We start from the raw sequence: 16,373 nt of genomic DNA on the forward strand, positions 1-16,373 counted from the left end.
AAATCAATTTGAGGGTCTGCGGGGATGAACTCCCCGCAGACCCTCGAAAGACAACAGCCCAAAACCGCCCAGGTGCTACCGGATCTCGATTCCGTTCACCATCGGCTGGTCGTGCGCACCATTGGTAAAGGCAATCACGATCTGGCCGTTGACCGGCGTGATGTTGGGGAAGGTTTGTACAACCGCCGTAAAGTTTGCGCCTCCGGCAGCGGCAAAGATATCGAAGTTCGGCAGTACCTGGGTTCCGTTGATCGATACATTGAACTGACGAGAGTTTGCGGTCGTAAAGAATAGTTCCGCAAAGTGCAAAATTACAGTGTAGGTCTTGCCTGCGGTGAGATTTGGAATGGTGTATGTCATAGCGCCCTGATGGGCGTCCGCATACACTGCAGCCGGTGCGGCGATCGTTGCAATCGCCGCCGGGATAGTGATGGCGTGGTTGGGAGCATCGTCGTTGCCGCCATTGAAGTCGGTGTCGCCGATGAAGTTGCCGACTACCGTAGAACTACCCGCATTAATGGCGATGACGTCCGCAGACGCAGCAGCCGTTGAAGTTGAAACCTGCTGCGACGACGGCGAAAGCACTCCGGTGCTGGTAGTCGCTTCAACAATGTAGTAGTACAGGGTTGAAGCAGTGAGTGCGGCATCGGGGAAGCTGGTTGCAGTGAGATTCTGTGCAATCCGATTCGCCGTCGAGGGAGTGAACCCAGCTACAGTGCTTCGGAATACAGAGTAGGTCACCCCTGGCGTGATGCTTGCTGTCCAGTTGAGATTGACCTGGGTCGATGAAGCCGTCATGGCTGTCAGCAGGGTCGGAGCGGACGGCACAGAGGCGCCACCCGTCTGAATCTCAATACCGTTCACCATGGGTTGATCGGCGATTCCGCTGGTAAAGGCAATGACGATCTGGCCGTTGACAGGAGTAATGTTCGGGAAGCTCTGAACAACCGCGGTGAATTTAGCGTTCCCGGCGGAGGCAAAGATGTCGAAGTTCTGAAGCACCTGAACTCCATTGATCGACACATTGAATAAACGGGAGTTCGATGACGTAAAGTACAGCTCAGCGAAGTGCAAAAGCACGGTATAGGTGTTACCAGCCGCCAGGTTTGGGATGGTATATGTAACGACGCCTTGATGTGCATCGGCATAGACCGCAGCCGGTGCCGCTATGTTTGCAATAGCCGCAGGAATGACGATCGGCTGCCCTGGAGCATCGTCATTACCACCAGCAAAGTCCGTATCGCCGATAAAGGTTGTATTCCCGGAAGCGCTAGTCACAGCTGCGGTGCTGCCGGCGTTGATTGCAAGCACTTCAGTGACCCCTGAGGCAGCCTGCGTCTGAGCCGAAGCCTGCAGCGAGTTTGTGAAACCAGCACCGTTGACTGCCTGCACGATATAGAAATACGTTGTCGCTGCAGTAAGGCCCGGATCGGAGGCGGTTGTGGATGTCAAACCTTGCGCGATCTGATTGGCTGACGACGGCGCAAAGCCGGAGTTTGTGCTCCTGAAGACGGAGTACGTTACACCCGGAGTGGTACTCGCTGTCCAGCTTAGGTTGATCTGGCTTGCCGATACCGCCGTCGGCGTGACGCCGGTAGGCGCTGCCGGCAGAACAGGAGCAGCGTTGCTGATGGTAAGGACCAGCGTTGCCGTGCCGGTCTGGCCAGTGGAGCTAGTCGCAGATAGAGCGACATTGAAGGTTCCAGCCACTGTCGGTGTGCCCGAGATCAATGCCCCGGTACGACCAAGACCTGCGGGTAAGCCGGTTGCATTGAAGCTTGCAGCGGCAGGATTCGACGTGATGGTGTAGCTGAAAGGCTGACCAACAGTTGCAGCCGCTGAGGTAGCGCTGGTAATCACCGGTGCTGCCGCGTTGACGGTCAGAATCAGATTTGCGGTACCCGTCTGGCCAGACGAGTTCGTGGCTGAAAGAGTGATGCTGAAGGAACCGGCCACCGTCGGCGCACCCGAAAGAACTGCGCCATTAAGGCTCAATCCAGTGGGCAAACCGGTTGCGTTGAAGGTCGAGGCGGCCGGGTTAGAAGTAATGGTGTAGCTGAAAGGCTGACCAACAGTTGCAGTCGCGGTAGTCGCACTGGTAATCACCGGCGCCGCTGCTTTGACTGTCAGGTTAAGAGTAGCCGTACCTGTTTGACCAGTGGCGCTGATGGCCGACAAGGTGACGGGGAATGATCCAGTCACCGTAGGCGTGCCCGAGATCACCGCGCCCGTCAGGCTCAGTCCCGCTGGCAAGCCAGTTGCCTTGAAGCTGGAAGCGGTCGGGTTAGAAGTAATGGTATAGCTGAACGGCTGACCGGCGATTGCAGTCGCAGTAGTAGCGCTGGTAATCACTGGCGCCGCCGCATTGACGGTCAGGTTAAGGGTAGCCGTGCCTGTTTGACCTGTAGCATTCGTGGCCGACAAGTTGATGGTGAACGATCCGGTCACCGTAGGCGTACCCGAGATGACTGCTCCCGTCAGGCTCAGTCCTGCAGGCAGGCCGGTTGCATTGAAACTCGAAGCAGCCGGACTGGAAGTGATGGTATAGCTGAACGGCTGACCAACAGTTGCGATGGCAGACGTAGCGCTTGTGATGGTTGGTGGCGTAGCACCTGCGGACGCGAAAGACCCAATGACCTCGAAGTCTTCTAACGAGTAACCGAACGTTGTCGTCCGGCTCGTGCCGCACATACGGACAAAGCGGCCATTGCCATTCAGGCCACTATAGGTCTTGATACCGCCACTCGTATTACCCGTAACGTTCACGAGGGTCGTCCAATTCGGCGAGCTGCAGTTTGGAGTAGCCGCTTCAGGGAAGACCGCAGGATTGTTGCTTACCTGCAGCACGTAGTTGGCCCCGGCAGCATTTTCCCAATCCAGAACAATGGAGTGGATGTTTGCAGCACTATTGAGGTCGATTACAAGCGATTCAGGATCGACACCCTGCGTGCTCTCCCAGCGGGAGTTCTCACTGGCGATGTTATCTACCGCAAGTGCGGCAATGTTGCCGCCATTAGAACTTGATGCACTGGTCTGCTTGAATGCAGCCAGAGACACGTCCGTCTGGATAGGCAAGCTTGGTCCAGCGAGGCTGGCCGCCAGGCTTGAGTCCGTTGCATTCACAATTCCATCAAGATTCAGATCGAATTGTGCATTAGCTGACGTGATCGCGGTGATGGGGTTGTTGTTATTGTCTGTGATAACAGTCGTAATGGCACTGGCATCGGCGTTATCGACGATATGATCGCCCGTAACGTCTCCCTCTAAAACATTGAAAGGAAGATCGTAGGATTCATTCTGCGCGGCCTCGCTCGTGACGCCGGTCAAATGCAACTGGAGCGCCTGGGCGTTTGCTACATTGGCAAGCACCACCGTAACGATCATCTTGGTTGGGTCGAGTGTGACCGAGCTCACGCTTCCCTGCACCGCCTGCGTGGAACCCGGCTGAGCGTTGAGCACGGCCGCGGGAGTGGATGAAAGCGGCTGCGCAAAGTTCAATTGGAGAGTGTAGGTGCGGTTAGGTGCAACGCGCGCCTCAGTCGTGGGAAGTCCAGACGGCCCGAACGGATAGAGTGGAACACCCACGGGAACTCCCGCGTGAGTCTGAATCGAAGAGGCCTGATAAACGGTATCCGAGAATTCATTTAGCAGTTGAGCCGAAGTGAGAGCGGTGTTATAGACACGGACCTCGTCAATATTGCCTTGGAAACCGTCCGTGGAGGTCTGGTCATTGGGGCCGTTTGGAAAAAGATTTTGCTGACCAAACCACAGATCACCGCCGCCATTGGCATTCTGCGCAGTTCCCTGTCCAGCAAGCTTGCCGTTTACATAGAGGTACCGCTTGTTATTGGGACCGTCTTGTACGAGTGCCAACTGTGTCCAGGCTCCAGCCGTTGCCGCCGATCCGGTGATGACAGTTCCAGCACCGCCCGGAGTTCCGCTGCGGGCCTCCCATTGGCCGTTGAGATTAATCCAAAGACCATACTCGCTTCCCTGGTCTCTTGACTTTACGATGATCGAAACACCATCAAGACCGTTCGTGCCTGACGGACCGCCGAAGCCCTGCAGGGTCGTGGGGTTGACCCAGGCAACAAGACTGAAGCTCTGGCTCGCAGTAAATTGCAGGTCGGAAGCATTCCTGACGACGAGCCGGTCGATGACCGTAGTGCCGTGATACTGCCAGGAACCACCGATATAGCCACTGGGAGTCGATTCAATCTCATTCGACCCACCGGTCTCATCCTTTAACGCGGTATGACCATTCCCGGTAAGGTCTACGGAGCTGTTCGCGCTCTCTCCCTGTAGGGTTCCTTCGTCCATCGGCCAGTAGGCAACCAGCCCTGGTTCAGAGTACTGCGGGAAGGTGGTGGCTGAAGCGATGTTGCTCGAGTTTGAAGAGCCTGCGTTGTTGGTCGCCTTGACCGTATAGAAATACGTCGTATTCGGCGTCAAATTAATCGTGGAGGTTGAACCGTTCGTCGCGGTAACGGTCTCAAGACCGGTGTCGACAAAGCTCAAGTCTGAGGTCGACGTGATCTGAACAGGAACGCATGTGGAGCACGTCGCGCGAAAGACATTAAAGCCGGTGTGCGCGGTCGCCTGGCCGCTATCCGGATCGGTCCAACTGACAGTAATCTGCGACTCCGAATCCGCCTGTGCAGACACATTGAGAGGAACCTGCGTCGGAGCTCCTGGCGCAACTGGCGCCTGGCCGTAAACGAAGAGATATCCGGGCTTATTGTCCGATGGCTGCACGAATGTTTCCGGAGCTCCGCTGGAAGAGGTGGTCGTTCCGGTCGTGGTTGGATTTTGATAGCAGGAGAAAAACACATTTCCGCCCGACACAATCGGCAGCGAGAATGTTGGAGTGATGCACGGATTGCCCGAGCCGTCATCCACCTGAATGTTGTTTTGCGAGAAGATAGCACCCTTGGCCAGATTGCTTGCATCCCAGGCACGTATGCCGTTTGCAGTCTGCCAGACTAGCCCGTTGGTCGTGCCATTCGCCGAAATGAATACTCCGGCATTCTTATCGACAGGGCCCTCCGGCGAAGCATCCTCCGTGCTGGAGATATAGGTGTTCGTAGTTTGGTTGAAGCCAACCGCACGTGATCGCGCTCCGGAATTGCCTCCCGAAAAGTAGATGCGATGATTGAAAAGGGCCGGCGTATTGAAGAAGCCTGTTCCGTTGGGAAAGGTGATCTCCTGGACAACATTGTCATCCTGAAAGTCGACCGGGATGCTGCTACTGACCGCGCCACCTTGCGACGTATCGATGCCGCCAAGATTCGTACGGTCGAGGACATACATAACGCCCGCCTTACCGCCACCGATCAATAACTGTTTCGTGCTGCCGTCAGGAGCGGGAGTGTCGAAGAGCAAGGGGCCGCCTGCACCGAGATCCTGATCTCCATTATTGAAAGAGTCCCATTGTGCCGGCGTAAACCACACACTGGTATCAGTAAAAGGAACCTGCAGTTCGTTTTGACCTCGGTACGCTACGGTTCCAGCCGGAGTCGTATCGAAAGCAAGCACGCTCATCGGCCAATTGGTTCCCTTTGAAAATACATTGCCTTGACTGTCCAGGCCCATGGCGGGCAAAGGCTTGTTATTAGAGTCCTTATTGTCCCAATTGCCGCCGTTGCCGGTAATTACATACATCTTGTTTAACGCAGGATCTATCGCAGGACTGGCGCCCGCCATCCAAATTCCGGCTTCAAAGGTATTATCCGGCATTGTCGTAAATTCAGTTGTCTGCTGCAAAGTAGTCGCGTTGTATCCAACGATGAAGCCGGAGTAAGGCTGTCCATCACTATGCGACGCGTAGGCCAGATAAAGCGTGTTATGGCCGTTGAAATTGTCCAGTGTCAGCGCTGATCGCAGATGCGAATGAAGAGGATAAAAAGGGATGGTTCCGGCGGGAGCGGCCGGCTCATTATCATTCTCGCAACCGTTGTCGCTAGGCGTATTGGGTACGTGGTTCGCCTGAGAGCAAGGGGTGCGATTGTCACCGCCAAATACGCCATTGAACTGAGGGTTGATCACAACGGGGCTACCGTTCACAGGCTGCCCTGTCTTCAGGTTGATAGCCCAAAGCAGTTGCTCATACGGATGCGAGGCCGGGAGAGCTCCGGTGTCCTTCAGCGCCGACACCACGTAGATGATTCCACCTTTGGGATCGATCACCGGTGTCGCGGTATCGCCAAACAACGGCCTGATGTCCAATGCGGAATCAGTGTCTATCTGAGGGATTGGCACGGCTGTCTTGTTACCCGCCGGAACAAGATGCAGGCTCCAGATCGGGTTTGAAAACCCAGTGTTAGGCCGGTAATTAGGTTCTTGATCGGCGTCGAAGGCGTATAGAGTCGCATTCTCCGTAACAACGAAGACGACATCCTTGTGCTGCTGGCCATCGGCCCAATTTCCCGGAAGCTGGCCGCTCGTCGCACCACTTAAATAAAGAGGTTGCGCGAAGATCTGTCCGTCCACCTTCTCGGCATAACGAACAACGAGGTTGCCGTTTGTGCTGACGAACGAAGGAGTGAGGACAGTCTCATTTGCGTTCACGCCCGTATGCTTAGTGTCGACCTGCCAAGTGGTGATGTCACTCTGCGCCGATACAGTAGAGGCGCAGAATAATCCAATAAGGCAGAGGAATAAGAAGCGTGCAAGCGATAAGATTCGCAAAATTAATCTCCGGTAAAGCGAGTGAAGGCACAAGCCCATCCTGCTCGGCTGAAGCCAAACAAGGCACTGGACAGTTAGCTCCCAGGGAAAGACCAGGGAAACTGAAATGAGAATGTGTTGCGTGGTGCTAATCCGTAACAAAAGAACGCAAAAAGCTAATGAATGTATGGGTAGAGCAAATCACACACATCTATAAAACAGCGATGAAGTCTGGAAAGCATCTCCGCTTACGCTATGTCAGCAATGATGGAGTCTATCGTACAAGCTCTAGATCGCCTCTTTCGTTCTCTGGGTTGCACTTCAAATGATTTTCATGGAGGGTTGCAAATGTAATCTAGCACGTCAGACTATGGATTCAATCCGCCGCAATGTCACTTTTTTGTCACTTCTGTCGTAGTCTTATCAACATCGCCTAAAGATCAGGCTCTACCGCTCCCATACGTCCTTGTGGAGATATCAGATACCCCAACCAGCCACCAGTTTGAGACTGGTTGGCGCTGACGTTTCTACAATATGAATGCCAAACAATTGCGCACGATCGCAGCACTTCAGAGTTAGCTATCTGATCCCTTATGTTTTCTTCACACTTCGCCCTTCGAGCAACAACCACGCTGCTCAACGAATGACTCTAAAATCTATGGACAAAGGCTTCTATTAAGAGAAACACCATAGATGCACATTTATTCCCTGGTTAGAATCTTTAATGAGGCCTCTGCTCTCGCAGATGTTGCGCCAAGGAAACACGGATTCTGCATCTTCCCTGTTTCATGGCAATCTAAGTGGAGCATCTGTAACTCAGGAGCATGCATGTCCAACACCGTAAAGATTGTCCGCTTTCATAAGACCGGCCCCGCCGAAGTCCTTCAGTTTGACGAACTCGCCCTTCCCGAACCCGGCCCGGGCGAGGTTCGTCTCCAGGTCAAAGCTCTTGGGCTCAACCGCGCCGAGATCATGTTCCGCAACGGACAATATCTCGAGACGCCTGTTTTCCCGGCAAAGAACGGTTACGAGGCCGCAGGAATCATCGAAGCCGTTGGCCTAGGCGTCGATTCCAGTTGGATCGGCAAGACCGCCAGCACCGTTCCCGGAACCTTCAAACTCAACGCTCATGGAGTCTACGGCGAAGTCGCGGTCGTTCCCCTTCATGGAATCGCCGAATATCCTTCAACGCTCTCGTACGAACAAGGCACATCCATCTGGATGCAGTACCTCACCGCATACGGTGCACTCATATGGCTCGGCCAGATCACTAAAGAAGACTTTGTTGTCGTCACCGCAGCCAGCAGTAGCGTAGGTATCGCGGCTATTGAGATGGTCAAGGTCGAGGGCGCCACAAGCATCGCCGTCACCCGCACCGCAGCAAAGAAAGCCGAACTCCTCAAACGAGGCGCAGATCATGTGATCGTCACTGACGAAGAAAACCTCGTCGCCCGCATCAACGAGATCACCTCAGGCAAGGGCGCGCGTATCGTCTTCGATCCCATCGGTGGCAAGATCCTCGAATCGCTCGCCGAAGCCACAGCCTCCAAGGGAATCATCTTCGAGTACGGAGCACTGGCACCGGAACCCACTCCCTACCCTCTTTTCACCGCACTCTCCAAGTTCCTGACCGTCCGGGCCTACACGCTCTTCGAAATCCCCCCCGATCCAGTATTTCCCAAGGCGAAGCAATACATCTTCGACCATCTCGCTTCAGGCGCTTTCAGCCCCCTCATCGATAAAACATTTCCCTTTGCTGAAATCGTTGAGGCCCACCGCTATATGGAGTCGAACGCTCAGATCGGCAAGATCGTCGTCACGCTCTAATTTGCACGAGATGCTAGGGACCCGGCGCCCGGCAAATCGTCTATAGCTCCAACTGCAAACGCTGAGTCCGCAGAGGACGCCAAGTTGACGCAAAGAAAACTCTGCGCAAACTTAGCGTACTTCGCGAACTCAGCGTTTGCAGTTGGAGCTACCCATGACCGTATTCAGTGTTCTCCCACTTCACAGACACCCCCTCTTAGAAGCTGGTCTGATTCCAAACCGCCAGAATCTTTGGAGATATATATTTCTCCGCAGGTTTAAAGTGTTCCCCCTTTGCCAGGCGGAAGTTCAGCACCGCGTTCCGTTGCAGTTTGTCGTAATCATTCTTGTCCGACAAAAACGCATCGGCCATAAAAGAAGCTCCCAGATAGAAATAGGCTGCTCCCTTCTTAGTCCCGCCCTGCTTTAGATAAAGCGATATATCGGCACGTGCTTCTTCGAAGTTCGATTGACCATAGCTGCGAACCCCCTTGATCAGAGCATCTTCCAGGTCTTGAGGGTCTTTCTGCATCGCGCCCATCAGCCGTAGTTTTCCTGCAACTGCGGTCTGCTGCTGAGGATCGAGAGCCAACACCTGGTCGTAAGCTGAAATCGCGGCTGGCGTATTCCCTTTCGCTTCGTCTTCCTGGGCTTTTGCAAGAAACTCCTTGATCCTTACCACGTTATCGACCGGCTTGGCCGCTGGCTTGCCGTTGTTATTGAGGCCCTGCGTGCCCGGATCAGGAGTCGTTTTTGGCTTGCTGTCACTCTCTGCAACCTGTGGCTTTTCCGCCGCAGCCAGAAGTGTTGTGATTCGCTGCAACTTGTCTGCGGGATTACCCGGACCATTGTTTTTGATTACCAGGGCAAAGCTATATTTCTGCTTCGCAGCGGCGTATTGCCCTTGCTGCAGATAAGCATCCCCTTCATTCATCGACTCGTTGTAGACCTGAATGTTGGTTACAATCTGCTTGAGATACGGGAGGATGCTGGTATCCGTTATAGAAGCGGCTACGGTGGACGCCGTAGAAAAATCGCCGCTTTCATAGGCTGCCTGCACCTGTTTCAATTTCTGCATCCCGGTGTCTGCAGGCTGCGACAGATGATTCAACAAACTAGTTGCCTGCTGAATCAACTGCTGTGCTTCGTCGTGGTGTGGACCAAAGGAGATCTTCTGCAGATCGCGGATTCCACCGACATAATCTTTCTTCTCGAACTTAGTCCTGCCATCGAGAAATAATTTGTCAAATTGGGGCAGCTCTTTTGCAATGGCTTTCTGCACGCCCGCGCACTTCTTCTCGTACTTGCCGGGATCCAGCTTTGCCGCCTGGCAGATATAACCTGCTGCGCGGTCAAGCTCTTTCCTCTCCAGAGCAGCCTTGTACGCAGCATTCAGGTTGTCGAGGTTATCGTCTGCGTGTAGAAAGGCTGGCATCAACATGGCAAGAACTACCAGGCATGCTCCATAAAAATAGACCTGTTTCATGGCTGATCTCCTGACAGCAGCAGCTTTATATCCGGCTCTGCAAAGGTGCTGGTGCAAAGATGCTTCTCCAGCGTAAGTTGACAATGTTCCACTTGATTATTCTGATCTGCGCTCTGAAAGGTAACCTGATAGTCGCCGACCTGCAATCCTTCCAGGCGCATCGGCGTACTATGGTCTCCCGCAGGAAGTTCCACACGATGTCCCTTCCCATCCGTAACCTGCTGAACAACCGCCCATGGCGACGCATTCAACTGTAGATAGGTCGTCGCTAGAGGAACCGGCACGGAAGGACGCACACTTCGCCGCCATACGAGCCCCAGAACTACCGCAAGGATCAGTCCTGTAGCGATATATGCCCAGGTCCAGGACCTCCCCTTTACAACGTTCGGAAGAGCTTTCTCACCAGCACTCGGCTTCGTGCTCGGAGTCTTCGACGCCATCTTTAGCTGAAGCTTCCAGTCGGAGCGCACCTGCGCATCCGCATACTCCGTAAGCTTCTCTGGACGGCGCAATATCTCCCGGGCTTCTTTTGGCTCATTGCGCAACAAGGCTTTGCTTGCTTCGTCCATAGAAGCCGTAAGGGAAGCATTTGCAAACGACAGCCTTTTGCCTTTTGCTTCAGCGATTGCCTGCGCCAGCTCAGGCGACTCTCCATGCGTCCGTCGCACCGATTCGAGAGCATCCATACTTCCCCGTAAATCCTGCTTTGCCAGGGATGTCTCAAAGTGGACGATCGCCGCCTGGATCGCTCTCTGGATATTCGCTTTCTTATTGAGCTCCTGCCTCAGTGCGCTGATCTTACCGTTCGAGATCACCTCAGGAGGTTGACTCTCCAGCAGCCGAAGAGCTTCCTGTAGATCTGTTTCAGCTAAGGAACGCACATGGGATTCAATCGACTCCAAACGCTGCAAGGCTTCTTGTAATGCTTGCTGCGCCTGTACGAGGAGTGCGTTAAGCCCGGGATCTTCCATATCTGCAGCCACGGGCTCGAGCTTTGCAATGGCGGCCTCATACTTCCCTGCGCTCATAAGCGCCTGAGCCTCTGCGCGTGTCTCGTCGCTCCGCCGCTGACGCGCCAGTGCCTGTTTCTCGGCCCTTGCAAATTCGAGCAGCGAGGTTACATCTTCTGTAGTGCCGCACTCGATCCGTACAGACTCGAGAATCTGGATTGCCTTATCAAACTGCGTTGCATCTATCTCCGCTCGAGCCAGCTTCATCGCTTGAGCCAGCAATTCCTCTCGCTTCAGGCGCTTAATCTGTTCTTCCAGGCGGAACTTAAGCTGAACCAGCCGCTCGTCGCCCGGCACCTGTTCCAGCGCGGTTTCTACCACGGCAAGAGCTTCCGCTGGCGCATCCGAAAAGAGATTCTGCGCCTTTTGTGCTGCGGCCTGCGCCACCTGCTGCGCCTGGAACTCTCGTTTCTTCTTTTCCGTTTCCACCTTCAAGCGAAGCAGGAGCGTCTCGGTCGGCAGCTTCTCCAACGCCCGGTTTAGCTGCTTGAGGGCCTTGTCGAAATCCTCGCGATAGATACAGTCCTGCACTTCGGCAGCGACCTGCTCGTTTAGTTTGCGGCGGATCTCCTGATCCTGGCGATTGACGGCTTCATGAAGGAGTTGCTGCACCTCCTGATGGGTTGGATCCAGCTCCGTTGCTTCGCGCAGACGCGCAATCGTATCCGTATAACGCCTAGAGATATAACTTTCGCGAGCTATCTGCAATAGTTCCTGCAGCTTTTCCTCGTTACTTTTTCTCTCGATCTCGCGGAGAACAGTCGCATAGGCATTGCGAAGGTCGGTGTTCTTTTCATCCAAAGTGATCGCCTGCCCAAGCAGGTCCTGCGCTCCAATCAGGTCGCCACGTCCACGCGCGCTCACTGCCTGCTGCCGAAGCAGGTCGATTCTGTCGTGTTTCTCCTTCAGGCCCTGAATACTTTCCAGTCTCTCAGCGAGCTGAAGTGTATCCTCCTGGTCGAGCTTGATGGCCTGCCTGTAAACCTGAATTGCTTCGTCATAGCGCTGCGAATAGACAGCCTCTTCCGCTTGCTCGACGAGCTGTCGCACCTGTTCGGTCTTCTGGGTTCGGCTAAGTTGTTCCTGCACTTCACGCATCATGCGCCGAACATCGGCATCCTGCGCATCGATCCGTTGCAGATCAAGCAACACCGTTCGCGCATGGGCAAGCTGCCCCTGCTCCATCAGGCGTTTGGCAGAGACCATCAGATCGCCCATACGCTCTTTTTGCAGGCTGCCAGAGATAGCTTGCAGATCGAAGGCCATCTCCTCCGCTGTGCTGTAGCGGTCATCGGGGTTCTTGGCCAGCGCCCGCTCAACAATTGCAATAAGCTCTTCGGGAAGATCCTGGTTGTAGTTCCTCAGAGGAGGGTAAGGCTCGCTGATGACCTTGTAGAGGGTAGAGACATTCGCCCCGTCAAACGGCAACTGACCAGTAATCATCTGGTACAGGATCACGCCCGCAGACCAGATATCCGAACGGCCATCGCTCATCTCGCCCTTCAGACGTTCCGGTGCGATGTAATGAAAGGTACCAATCAACGCATCGGTTTTCGTGAGACGTGTTGTCTGATCCGCCAATCGCGCGATGCCAAAGTCGACAATCTTCACCCTGCTGTCCGGTTGTAAGATCAGGTTTGCTGGCTTGACATCGCGGTGCTGTACCCCATTCTGGTGCGCATATCCAAGCCCAGAGCAGAGTTGCTCAATGGTCGATAGCGTTTCCAGCAGAGAAGGCCTCTTGCCCGTGCGGAGAATCTTTTCCAGCGATTCCCCAGCGACATACTCCATGGCGATGTATGGATTGCCTTCGTATTCGCCAATCTCATAGATCGTTACGATATTCGCATGGTTCAGTATGCCCGACCTGGCCTCAACATAAAACCTCTCGCGCAGGTCCGGCGTCGTCTCGGTGAGAGTTTTAATCGCTATCTCACGGCCGATGAGTTTATCTTCTGCCCTATAGACAATACCCATGCCACCGCGGCCAAGTTCACAGATCACGTCGTATCGTCCAATACGAGTGGCGGTGGCGGCTGACAATGGATTATCGCTCATATTTAACTCTTGTCCTCAGATCGTTGGATTCCTTGCAATAGGAAGGGGTTACAAGTGTCTTCGTGTCGTTCCTGCTTCGTGTTATCGATACCTGCTGTATTTCAAAGTTGAGGGCCGCCATTTATGGCCTCATCAATCCTCACTAGACACAACCCATGAGCGGCTGTTTTATTCCCTGCCTCCAAATGGAATCGAGCGTGCCATGCCGGCAGCGGCGAAAACCACTGCACCGCAGTCCACGCGAGAACCATTGAGAATGTGGAAAAGTCAGAGCCTGCCGACGAGCATCCTCCCTCTCCGGCTCCAGGAAACGAGAGTTCCCGTGTACACAGCCAGAAGCAACGCTGTCGACCGACCCAAGACTTTCGGTAAAGGATCGCTGCCGTTGTACTGCAAACTACCCCCCCTTTCCCACGGAAAGACCGGCTACAACCCCACCGAATCCTCCCGCCCCCGCCGGAGGCGACCCCATCTCACCGATCTCGCAGGTAAGAGAGCCCATCATAATCGCGCCTCCGAGGGTTGTCTGATCGCCGACACGTGCGGCCGGCAGATGATTGATGAACACCCCCGTCGAACCTCGCACAATGGGATCATCACCATCAGCAGTGCATGCCGTCTGCCAGGTGACTGTCGCCGCAGGGAGATGATCGATAAGAACGGTAATTTCACCGGATGGAACGATCGGCCCTCCGCCTCCTGGGCAAATGTGTGGATCTGTAGCTCGAGCCGCTGGTGGCATCTTTCAATCTCCTATCTAAGACCTTCGGTTGCATTTTGTCCCGCTCCGCCCTGTTCAGAAACGACCTGAAGTCCTTTGAGAAAGGTATCGTAGTCAGGACGCACGGCCTTCAACGCAGAATCGGGGGTTGTGAGCGTCACGATACCAACCCAACGCCCAAAGCGGACATACGTCTGCGCATGAAGCATTGGGCCTGCTGCATCGGGTGCATGCCGCACCAGGAAGAGCGATGCTTCCTCTGCCTTAGGAAACGATATCGGCTGCGGACCAGCCATCCTCGGCGAATCAAGATACTGGCCTAACAGTTTGGACTGAGCTTGAATATAAGTCGAAAGTGTATCTTTGCCTTCCAGCTGGTCCTCTCGAAGAGAGACATTTGCAGGGGTACTCCCGGAATCGGGCAAGTCTTGGCGGATTCCGAAGCCCGCAATATAGCTCCACCCTTTTGGCAGCACCGTTATCCGCCAATTTCCTACCGTTTCGAATTGTTCCATATCTCTCGTCAAATCACATCGCAAGTAAAATCACAGCTACTAAACAGGCTGGGAGAAGGCGTTTCTACATCTTTCCACCCTTTGTTCCGTCATCTGCTTCATCAGGAGCTTCCGGAGTGCTGATCTGGACCGCAGTTCCGGAGCTTGCACTCCCTCCGCTGTTGATCAGCACCATTGTCCCGGAGATACTGACGCCAGTAGGGCCGATAGTGATAAAGCCTCCCGCGGCCTTGAGGCATATCTCCATGCCGCTCTCGATGACGAGATTCGTGGCCGCCTTAATATAGACCTCCGACCCAGCCTCGAGAGAGTAATTATTACCGACCTTTTCTCCGTGATCCTGCCCGACCTGCAGCGAATAGTTCTGAGCTACCTTTGCAACCCGATTCGCCTTGACGTTACTTTGCAGATCGCTGTCGATCTCGTCATAGCGGCTGCCTTTAACGATGAGCGAATCCTTTCCGCCGACGTATCTGCGATGGTCCATCTCGATTCGATGGTCCATATCTTTCTCCGCATTCATGAAGATCTGCTCGCTCCCCTTTTTATCTTCAAAGCGAAGCTCGTTCGCATTGGCAGCCGTGCCATTCTTCGAGGAACGCGTCAAGATACCTGAGCGCGTATATTCGGTCGCCGGATCGTATTTTGGTTTATTCACTCCGTTATAGAGCGAACCCACGACAATAGGAGCATCGGGATCGCCCTCGATGAAATCAATCAAGACCTCATCGTTGACACGAGGCCAGAAGTAAGTGCCCCACCCGGAGCCTGCCCAGGCCTGTGCAACACGAAGAAGCGTATTGTCTGTCTGGTTGGGCGGCCTGGTGCGATCCCACCAGAACTGCACGCAGACACGGCCGTACTTATCGATGTATGAATCTTCACCTGCCGGGACAACAACTTTACCCGTAACCACACCATTGACACGTGGCTTCGGTATGGTGCGCGCCGGACGGTAGACCAGCGAAGCGGGTTGTGCGGTAAAGGTATTACGATACCCCTCCCCTATACCCGTGCCGTCAGTGCGAAACGGCGGCATCTGCCGGCCATTGTGCTCGACACTCAACACCAGGTACTTGGTGTTCTGCACCTCGTCCGGGTGCATCGCCAGCGTGAAGGTATTACCCGAATCAAGCAGGCTTGCGTTCGAAACACCGAAGATCTCGACGGAACCCGTATCGCTGCGATCGCGCGCGATGTCCTGAAGCTGACTCTCGACTGTTTGAATCTTGCCATCGCTGCCATCCGTCTTCGCCCATGCGGAGGGAGCGTCAGCGTAGTCGTACTTCTCGTGCTCGTTGTCTCCGGTAACAGCTTTGCTTATAGAAGACGCAGGACTACTCGGCTGCCGCGCATACTGTGTGAAGCGGTAATCCCAGAGCGTGTGCTTGCCCGTGACCATCGCAGTGCGCACATCGAAGGCATGCACATACATGTTGTAGAAATCTCCACCATCCAGATCCATCTGCGGCATGTAGTTGAAGGTGCTCTGCACCGGACAGGGAGAAAGCTGAGCGGAGTTATCTGCGAGCACCATGATGTGGTCGCTCTGGGTGTGGATGAAATAGAAGAAGATACCGTGCTGCTCCAGAAGACGTGCGACAAAATCGTAATCCGTCTCACGGTACTGGGTGCAGTAGTCGAGCGGCTGGTAAGTGGCCTGGGTATCGTCCTTGGGGGTAATACTGTAGACGCCAAGCACAGCCTTTACGATCTCGATCACAGTCTTGTTCTGAAAGACACGCGTCTGTGAGTTGAGTGTCAGCAGCCACAGATTCGGTACGACTTCAGCCTTATAGACCAGAACCGGCGTAGTACTCTCATCCAACTGCCCATCGTGGCTTATCAGCTTCAGGCTACGCACGATTCCGTTGAAGTAACGCTGCCCACTCAAGTTATAAGCAATACCAAGGGTAACGCGCTTGCCGATAAAGGAAGCCGGCTGAATTGGATTCTCAGGAAAGCTGAGCAGTTCCAACTCCAGCTCCGTCAGTGAAGAGATTCCCTCGTGTCCTGAAAACCTCTCGACCAGAACTGCATCTTTGCCCAGTGGAGTCGTGAGCGAAAGCAGACGTCTATCGTGTGTGTAGGTTGGCATATCTATCGCTTAC

7 protein-coding genes are annotated in these 16,373 nt (G+C 54.4%); 1 reads left to right on the forward strand and 6 read right to left on the reverse strand.

The window, feature by feature from the left end; all coding sequences use genetic code 11:
• Window positions 1-75: 75 nt before the first annotated feature.
• Window positions 76-6,687 carry a malectin domain-containing carbohydrate-binding protein gene (locus tag ACIX8_RS14225; protein WP_014266042.1) on the reverse strand — a complete coding sequence of 2,204 codons (6,612 nt, stop codon included), beginning with the start codon at window positions 6,685-6,687 and terminating at the stop codon, window positions 76-78.
• A gap of 807 nt (window positions 6,688-7,494) precedes the next feature.
• On the opposite strand from ACIX8_RS14225, the gene ACIX8_RS14230 reads away from it, so the two are divergent.
• Window positions 7,495-8,493, forward strand: a complete 999-nt coding sequence (locus ACIX8_RS14230; protein ID WP_014266043.1) for a zinc-dependent alcohol dehydrogenase family protein — start codon at window positions 7,495-7,497, stop codon at window positions 8,491-8,493.
• A gap of 196 nt (window positions 8,494-8,689) precedes the next feature.
• Here the strand turns inward: ACIX8_RS14230 and ACIX8_RS14235 are convergent, their stop codons facing one another.
• The 5 genes from ACIX8_RS14235 to ACIX8_RS24635 form a co-directional block, all read right to left on the reverse strand.
• The gene (locus ACIX8_RS14235; protein WP_150110608.1) at window positions 8,690-10,015 is read right to left on the reverse strand and encodes a tetratricopeptide repeat protein; all 1,326 of its coding nucleotides are present in this window, start codon (window positions 10,013-10,015) and stop codon (window positions 8,690-8,692) included.
• The gene (locus ACIX8_RS24630; protein WP_014266045.1) at window positions 9,955-13,026 is read right to left on the reverse strand and encodes a serine/threonine protein kinase; all 3,072 of its coding nucleotides are present in this window, start codon (window positions 13,024-13,026) and stop codon (window positions 9,955-9,957) included. Before ACIX8_RS24630 ends, ACIX8_RS14235 begins: the two co-directional genes overlap by 61 nt.
• A 397-nt stretch (window positions 13,027-13,423) precedes the next feature.
• Complete coding sequence (locus ACIX8_RS14245) at window positions 13,424-13,768, reverse strand: PAAR domain-containing protein (protein WP_014266046.1); 345 nt, start codon at window positions 13,766-13,768, stop codon at window positions 13,424-13,426.
• An 11-nt stretch (window positions 13,769-13,779) separates the two neighbouring features.
• Complete coding sequence (locus ACIX8_RS14250; RefSeq protein WP_014266047.1) at window positions 13,780-14,262, reverse strand: hypothetical protein; 483 nt, start codon at window positions 14,260-14,262, stop codon at window positions 13,780-13,782.
• Window positions 14,263-14,326: 64 nt separating this feature from the next.
• Window positions 14,327-16,360 (reverse strand): type VI secretion system Vgr family protein, encoded by a 2,034-nt coding sequence (locus tag ACIX8_RS24635; RefSeq protein ID WP_014266048.1) that lies wholly within the window; start codon window positions 16,358-16,360, stop codon window positions 14,327-14,329.
• Window positions 16,361-16,373 lie beyond the last annotated feature (13 nt).

Origin of the sequence: Granulicella mallensis MP5ACTX8 (genome assembly GCF_000178955.2) — a bacterium.
In the GTDB taxonomy this organism is placed as follows: Bacteria; Acidobacteriota; Terriglobia; order Terriglobales; family Acidobacteriaceae; genus Granulicella; species Granulicella mallensis.

Bases quoted from the DNA above. Each gene is read 5' to 3' on its own strand.
- ACIX8_RS14230 (WP_014266043.1), top strand. From the start codon at position 7,495: ATGTCCAACACCGTAAAGATTGTCCGCTTTCATAAGACCGGCCCCGCC.
- ACIX8_RS14245 (WP_014266046.1), bottom strand. From the start codon at position 13,768: ATGCCACCAGCGGCTCGAGCTACAGATCCACACATTTGCCCAGGAGGC.
- ACIX8_RS14250 (WP_014266047.1), bottom strand. From the start codon at position 14,262: ATGGAACAATTCGAAACGGTAGGAAATTGGCGGATAACGGTGCTGCCA.
- ACIX8_RS24635 (WP_014266048.1), bottom strand. From the start codon at position 16,360: ATGCCAACCTACACACACGATAGACGTCTGCTTTCGCTCACGACTCCA.
- ACIX8_RS24630 (WP_014266045.1), bottom strand. From the start codon at position 13,026: ATGAGCGATAATCCATTGTCAGCCGCCACCGCCACTCGTATTGGACGA.